Source organism: Vibrio sp. 378 (assembly GCF_033339435.1).
This window is the reverse complement of record NZ_JAWOUO010000837.1, coordinates 1-591: the sequence shown is the minus strand read 5'-3', so window position 1 is coordinate 591 and position 591 is coordinate 1. Positions and strand designations below refer to the sequence as shown.

General features: G+C 45.9%; 1 protein-coding gene. It reads left to right on the top strand.

Going from position 1 to position 591, the window contains the following annotated elements:
- Positions 1 to 591, top strand: a 591-nt coding sequence (locus R7Q48_RS29135) for a LysR family transcriptional regulator (protein WP_318133841.1), incomplete at both ends; no start/stop codon positions are given.

Below are 591 nucleotides of genomic sequence, written 5' to 3'. Positions count from 1 at the left end.
AGTAAAGCGCTAGCTAGATTGCGCGATATCTACGACGAACCATTGTTTCACCGCAGTTCTTCTGGTGTTGAGCCAACATCGTTTGCTGTCGATATTTATCCGGCTATGGTTGCGGCGATAAAGAACTTTACCTCGACGCTGTCGGCATCGGTTGAGTTTGATCCTAAAGTTTCCAATCGCATTTTCTCTATCGCTTGCGTGTCGATTTTAAGCTACGAGTTACTGCCACAGTTGATGAAGCAGATTCACGAGTTAGCGCCGAATATCGCTTTGGAAGTGCACCCGCTGTTTACTGAGGATTACGAAAGTGATCTACGCTTACAACGTTATGATTTGATTATCGATTTAGCACCACGCGGGAGAACGGTCTTGAAAGTTGAACCCGTGATCACTGAGCGTTTGATGGTGGTGTGTAACAAAGATCACCCTCGTATCGCTGAGAGCATTTCTCAAGAGCAGTTTTTTGAAGAAGAACACGTTGCAGTATCGCAGTGGCAAAGCCGAAAAAGCATGCTGAGTGCAGAAGATATTGTTGATTTGGACAAACGCAAAATCATGTATCGAGCCGCAGGAGCACTGGAAATGTTGCCG